We start from the raw sequence: 6,238 nt of genomic DNA, 5'->3' as shown, positions 1-6,238 counted from the left end.
GGGGTGAGCGGGTCACCCCACCGGCGCACCGCGGGGCGGATCAGCCGCGGCCCGGGCTGCCCTTGCCGCCCTCGCCCTTTCCCTTGCCGTGGTCGTCGCGGCGGTTGTGCAGCGTCACCACGAGCCGGTGGTCCGGGGTCTGCCCGTCGAGGCGCAGCGGCCCGGTCACCCGGTCGTCCGGCAGTACGTAGCCCTCGGGCACGTCCGTCTCGCGCAGGTAGTACGCCCCCTGCTCCAGGGACTCGAACCGGCAGACGCCCGCCCCGTCGGTGGCGCAGCCCGGCCTGACCATCAGGTCGGGGTTGCTGCCCAGGGTCTGCAGGCCCGCGGCGCCGTTGGTCTCCTGCCAGACCTCGAACACCGCGCCGCGCAGCGGCCGCTTGGTCTTGGCGTCCTTCTTCAGGACCTCCAGCACCCCGCGGTACTCCTGTGGCTCCTTGGTGTTGGTGACGGTCACCGTGGCCCCGGCCGTGGCGTTCGCCTCCGTCAGGACGACCGTGCCGACCGGCTGTACGGGCAGCCGGTAGCCCGTGGGGGCGGCGGTCTCGCGCCAGTGGTAGGTGCCGGGCTCCACGATCCGCTCGCACCGGCCGTCGGCCCCGGTGACACAGGAGTTCCCGACCGGGGTGTCCGGTGCACCGCCGTCCGTCTGGAGGCCGTCGAGCCCGTTGGTCTCGCGCCACAGTTCGAAGACGGCCCCGGCGAGCGGGGTGCCGGCGTCGGCGGCGACCTTGCGGACGGCCACCCTCCCGGTCGGCGGCGGCACCTTCACGTTGTCCACCACGACCCTGGCGCCGGCCGCGGCGTCGTCGGCGGTCAGCGTGAGCGGGAAGACGCGGCGTTCGGGCAGGACGTAGCCGTCGGGGGCCGCCGTCTCGCGCCAGTAGTAGGTGCCGGGCTCCACCCGGCGGGCGCAGACGCCGTCCTCGGGGGTGGTGCAGTCGGCGAGCCTGGTGTCGGCGTCGTCACCCGTGAACTGTGCGTCGGCGGTGCCGTTGGTCTCGTGCCACAGCTCGAAGTGCGCACCGGCGAGCGGTCCGCCGTTCTCGTCGTGCTTGAGGACGGAGACGGATCCGGTGACCGGGACGGGCGGCTCGGCGCAGTCGGGCAGATCGCCGTTGAAGGGGTACGCGTGGAATTCCTGACCGCCGCCCTGGCCCGTGACGCTGGTGTGGATGAGGGTGCCCGTGGTGAAGAAGCGTCCGTTCATGCCGGGCACGGTGACGGTGGTGCGCGAGGCGCGGTCGCCGATGAGCACGGAGCCCTGGAACTGCCCGCTGCCCTGGAGGTGCACGGTCGTGGCGTCCGGGAAGTTCCACAGCAGCCGGGTGCGCAGGGCGTTCCAGGGGCTGTGGGCGTCGTCGATGGCGCCGCTGTAGGTGCTGATGGTGCGGTCGATGCCGAGGACGTTGACGAGGACCGTGGCGTCCTGCGGGATCCGGTCGAAGCGGATGCCGACCGCTCCTCCCCCGTTGCCCGCGATGTTGAAGTCGACGTTGAAGACCTGGAGCCCCGAGGTGCCGTCGCCGGTGAAGACCGTGGTCCCGCCGGCGTTGACGGCCGTTCCGGTGGGCGTACGGGGCTGCTCGCCGACGCGGGCGTAGCACCTGCCGGCCGCGGTGAGCCGGTCCCGCAGGCCGGCGTACGCGGCGACCGCCGCGGTGTCGGGGACCAGCGGGCCGGTGACCCGGCCGGGGCCGGGGGCGGTCCCGGCATGGCGGACCACTCCGCCGTCGGAGATCAGCCGCTCGCCGGCCGCGATGCGGACGTCACCGCCGGTGGCCAGGAAGTCCGAGCCGGGCGGGGGCTGCACGAGGGAGCCCGCGCCGACGATGCCGATGTTGTAGGCCTGGCCCGCCTCGGGGTCCTTGTCCTGGTCGAAGCCGCCGAGGACGACGACCTTGCCCTCGGCCTCGGCGGCGCGCCCGCGGACCTGGAAGTCGCCGCCGACGAACAGGCCGACCGCCTTGTCGTACCCCTTGGCGCCGGTGCCGACCTCGACGCCGGGGAACGGGTCGGGGCAGGTGCCGGGGATGCAGGGGCCGAGGCCGTCGGGCAGCGGGGCGCGCTGGGCGGTCCGTACGACGGGCTCCGGCCCGGGGCGGGCGGCGCCGGAGCCGGCCGCCGCCAGGGCCGCCGGGGCTCCGGCGGCGAGTACGGCGGTGACCACGAGCCCGAGGGTCCGGTTCCTGGCACGGTTCCGGGCACGGTTCCTTGCTGACATGACGCTCCGTCCGTCTTCCTGCGCTGCTGCGCTGCTCGGCCGGGGTCAGCTGAGCGCAGGGCGCGGGACGGCGGACGGACGACACTCCCGGGCGCGCGTGATTGCGGTAGGACAATCACCCGACTGGTGCGCGGGGCGTCAGCTCTTGGCCGAGCCCGCGACCCAGTCCGCCCAGGACATGTTCCAGCCGCCCAGCCCGTTGTTCGGGGCGACCGTCTTGTCCTGCGAGTTCACGACCTCCACCACGTCGCCGACCAGGGTCCGGTCGAAGAACCAGCCGGCGGGGGTGTCCGAGCCGCCGCCCTTGTCGTCGCGCAGCCCCACGCAGCCGTGGCTGGTGTTGGTCGAACCGAAGGTGTCGGGGCTGGCCCAGTAGTTCCCGTGCAGGAAGGTCCCGGAGGTGGTGAGCCGCATGGCGTGCGGGACGTCGGGGATGTCGTACTCGCCGCCGAACCCGACGGTCTGGCCGTTCATCCGGGTCACGTCGAACATCTCCAGCACCACCATCTTCCCGTTGTAGGTGGTGTGCTTGGGCGCTCCGGCGCTGATCGGGAGGGTCTGGACCAGCTTCCCGTCGCGGCGGACCTCCATCGTGTGCGCCTCCGCGTCCACCGTGGACACCTGGGAGCGGCCGACCGTGAAGGTGACGGACTTGTCCTGGATGCCGTACGAGCCGGGGGCTCCCTGTACGTCCCGCAGGTTCATCGTGACGGTGACCTCGGTGCCGGGCTTCCAGTAGTGCCTGGGCCGGAAGTCGAGGCGTTCGTCGCCGAACCAGTGGCCGACGACCTCCACCGGCGGCTTGGAGGTGACGGTGATGGCCCGCTCGACGTCGGCGCGGTTCGCGATGGACCGGTTGAAGTTGAAGGAGACGATCATGCCGGTGCCGACGGTGGAACGGTTCTCGGGCTTGAAGTAGCCGATGAACCGCTCCTCGGGGACGTAGGTGGTGAAGGTGGTGTGCCGGGCCTGGCGCCGGTTGTGGCCGTCGAGCGCGACCGCGTCCACGGTGTACTTGGCGGCGAGCGCGAGCCGGCCGCCCTCCGTGTCGGGGCTCCAGCTGAGGCCGTCGGGGGCGATGGAGCCGGGGACGTGCTCCTCCTGGGCGTCCTCGACCTTGGTGACCACGACCCGTTCGAGGCGGCCCTCGGGCACTCTGACGGTCAGCGGGCCTTCGGCCGGGACCCCCCGGGCGTTGTCCTCGGGGGTGATCCGGATGGCCTCGTCGGGCGACCGGGGTTTCCCGGGGAGCTGGATCTCGACCGGGGAACCGCCGCTCCCGGTGCATCCGGCCAGGCCGCCGAGCAGGGCCGCCCAGACCGCCACGGCGGCGAAGCCCGCCCCTGCCCGCCTCGTCAGAAGTGTCACGATCCCTCCAACGACCGGGCCCCTCCGGGGGAAACGTGAGCGCGCGCGACGTTCCGGGCAGATCTCTACGGGCAGAACAGTGGGAAGGACCAGACGGGGGCGGGCCCAGGCCGGGACGCCGGGGCCGCACTCTCCCCTACCCCCGCCGGTACCCAGGAGCCGTGGAGGCGGGCAGTGTCGAGCGCAGCCGAGCAAGAGGCGGTGGATGCCGCCGTGGAGTCAGCGGAGCCGGTGTCGGTGGAGGCGGTGCCGGTGGAGGGCGTCGAGGGCGTGGCCGTCGTTGCCGTGGACGCGGCCGGGGACGCGGCCGGGGCCGTGAACGCGCTGCGGGGCGGGGTCGCCGCACCGGCCGTCCCGCACGTCAACGGCCGACCGGCCGGGGCGGCGGCGCCGGACCGCGAGCCGGCCTTACGGGCCGTCACGCGTCCGGGGCCCCCGGTCTGGCCGGGGTCCTCGCACCCGCTGGGGGCGCGCTACCGCAGCGGCCCGGACGGGACGGCGGGCACCAACTTCGCGCTGTGGGCGCAGGGCGCCGAGGCCGTGGAGCTGTGCCTGTTCGACGCGGAGGGCGCCGAGACCCGGTGTGCGCTGACCGAGCTGACGCACGAGATCTGGCACGGCTTCCTGCCCGGGGTGCGCCCCGGGCAGCGGTACGGGTTCCGGGTGCACGGCCGCTGGGACCCGTGGACGGGGGCCCGGTTCAATCCGGCGAAACTGCTGCTGGACCCGTACGCACGGGCCGTCGACGGGGACTTCGCGCTGCCGCCGGAGGTGTACGGGCACGTCCGGGACTGGCCGCAGCAGTACATCGCGGACACCGTGCGCGACGACCGCGACTCGGCCCCGTACGTGCCCAAGGGGGTCGTCGTCCACGATGACGACGACTGGGCGGACGACGTCCGGCCGAAGACCCCGTGGGCCGATTCGGTGATCTACGAGCTGCACGTGCGCGGGTTCACGATGCGCCATCCGGGTGTTCCCGAGGAGCTGCGCGGCACCTACGCGGGCCTGGGCCACCCGGCCGCGGTGGAGCACCTGACACGGCTCGGGGTGACGGCGGTCGAACTGCTGCCGGTGCACCAGTTCGCGCACGAGGACCACCTGCTGCGCCGCGGACTGCGCAACTACTGGGGGTACAACTCGATCGGCTACTTCGCCCCGCACGCCGGCTACTCCTCGTCCGGTACGGCCGGGCAGCAGGTCGGCGAGTTCAAGCGGATGGTGAAGGCCCTGCACGCGGCCGGGATCGAGGTCATCCTCGACGTGGTCTACAACCACACCGCGGAGGCGGGCGAGCTGGGCCCGACGCTCTCGCTGCGCGGCGTCGACAACCGCGGCTACTACCGGCTCCAGTCCGACCAGCGCCGGTACGCCGACTACACGGGCTGCGGGAACACCCTGCACGCGGGGCGCCCGCACGTGCTGCGCCTGATCACGGACTCGCTGCGCTACTGGGTGACCGAGATGGGGGTGGACGGCTTCCGCTTCGACCTGGCGGCGGCGCTGGCCCGCTCGATGCACGACGTGGACATGCTGTCGCCGTTCCTCGCGGTGATCGCCCAGGATCCGGTGCTGCGCCGGGTCAAGCTGATCGCCGAGCCCTGGGACGTGGGCTCGGGCGGCTACCAGGTGGGCGCGTTCCCCCCGCTGTGGACGGAGTGGAACGACCGCTACCGGGATGCCGTACGGGACTTCTGGCGGGGCGCGCTGCCCGACGTACGGGACCTCGGGTACCGGCTGTCGGGCTCCAGCGACCTGTACGCGTGGGGCGGCCGGCGGCCGTACGCGTCGGTGAACTTCGTGACGGCGCACGACGGTTTCACCCTGCGCGACCTGGTCTCGTACGAGCACAAGCACAACGACGCCAACGGTGAGGCCGGCCGCGACGGGACCAATGACAACCGCTCGTGGAACTGCGGCGTGGAGGGGGACCCGCCGCAGGGCGCGGACCCGCGGATCGGGGTGCTGCGGCGGCGGCAGCTGCGCAACCTGCTGACCACGCTGCTGCTGTCCACGGGGGTGCCGATGCTGGTCGCGGGTGACGAGTTCGGCCGCACGCAGGGCGGCAACAACAACGCGTACTGCCAGGACAACGAGACGGGCTGGGTGGACTGGTCGCTGCTGGAGGACCCGGCGTGGGCGGAGCTGTTCGCGCTGGCCGCGCGGCTGGTGGCGCTGCGCCAGGAGCATCCGGTGCTGCGCCGCAGGGCGTTCTTCTCGGGGCGGCCCCAGGGCGCGGACGGGCTGCGGGACCTGGCCTGGTTCACCCCGGCGGGCACGGAGATGACGGAGCGGGACTGGTACGCGCCGGCCGCCGCGCTCGGGATGTACCTGTCGGGGCGGGACATCCCGGGCCGCGACGAGCGGGGGCGGCAGGTGAGCGACGACAGCTTCCTGATGCTGCTGCACGCCGGGGACCGGCCGGTGGCGTGGGTGCTGCCGGACGCGCCGTGGGCCGCGGGGTACGAACTGGTGCTGGACACCGCGCGGGAGGACCAGGCCGCGCCTCCCGGCACCCGGCACCGGGGCGGGGAGACGCTGACGGTGCCGGCCCGGTCGGTGCTGCTGCTGCGGGTGACGGGCTGAGGGCCCGGGGCCGGGGCCGGGGCCGGAATCCCCCGGGCCGGGAGCCCGGGCCGGGCCGGG

3 protein-coding genes are annotated in these 6,238 nt (G+C 73.6%); 1 reads left to right on the top strand and 2 read right to left on the bottom strand.

The genetic code is table 11. From position 1 onward, the window contains the following. Positions 1-40 precede the first annotated feature (40 nt). Together ACFXA3_RS31995 and ACFXA3_RS31990 are read right to left on the bottom strand one after the other, a co-directional pair. Positions 41-2,224: a choice-of-anchor A family protein gene (locus tag ACFXA3_RS31995; protein WP_385192491.1), complete on the bottom strand. Its 2,184-nt coding sequence runs from the start codon at positions 2,222-2,224 to the stop codon at positions 41-43. 138 nt (positions 2,225-2,362) lie between these two features. Beyond that, complete coding sequence (locus tag ACFXA3_RS31990; RefSeq protein WP_385192496.1) at positions 2,363-3,583, bottom strand: Ig-like domain-containing protein; 1,221 nt, start codon at positions 3,581-3,583, stop codon at positions 2,363-2,365. A 333-nt stretch (positions 3,584-3,916) separates the two neighbouring features. Here ACFXA3_RS31990 and glgX point away from each other — a divergent pair, with 333 nt between their 5' ends. After that, positions 3,917-6,178, top strand: a complete 2,262-nt coding sequence (gene glgX, locus ACFXA3_RS31985; protein WP_385192493.1) for a glycogen debranching protein GlgX — start codon at positions 3,917-3,919, stop codon at positions 6,176-6,178. Positions 6,179-6,238 lie beyond the last annotated feature (60 nt).

The organism is Streptomyces sp. NPDC059456 (genome assembly GCF_042750055.1).
GTDB lineage: Bacteria > Actinomycetota > Actinomycetes > Streptomycetales > Streptomycetaceae > Streptomyces.
Note: the sequence above shows the minus strand (reverse complement) of the source record. Positions and strands in the feature narration are given on the sequence as shown.

Excerpts from the sequence above, each read along its gene's own strand:
- ACFXA3_RS31995 (WP_385192491.1), bottom strand. The coding sequence starts at position 2,224 with ATGTCAGCAAGGAACCGTGCCCGGAACCGTGCCAGGAACCGGACCCTC.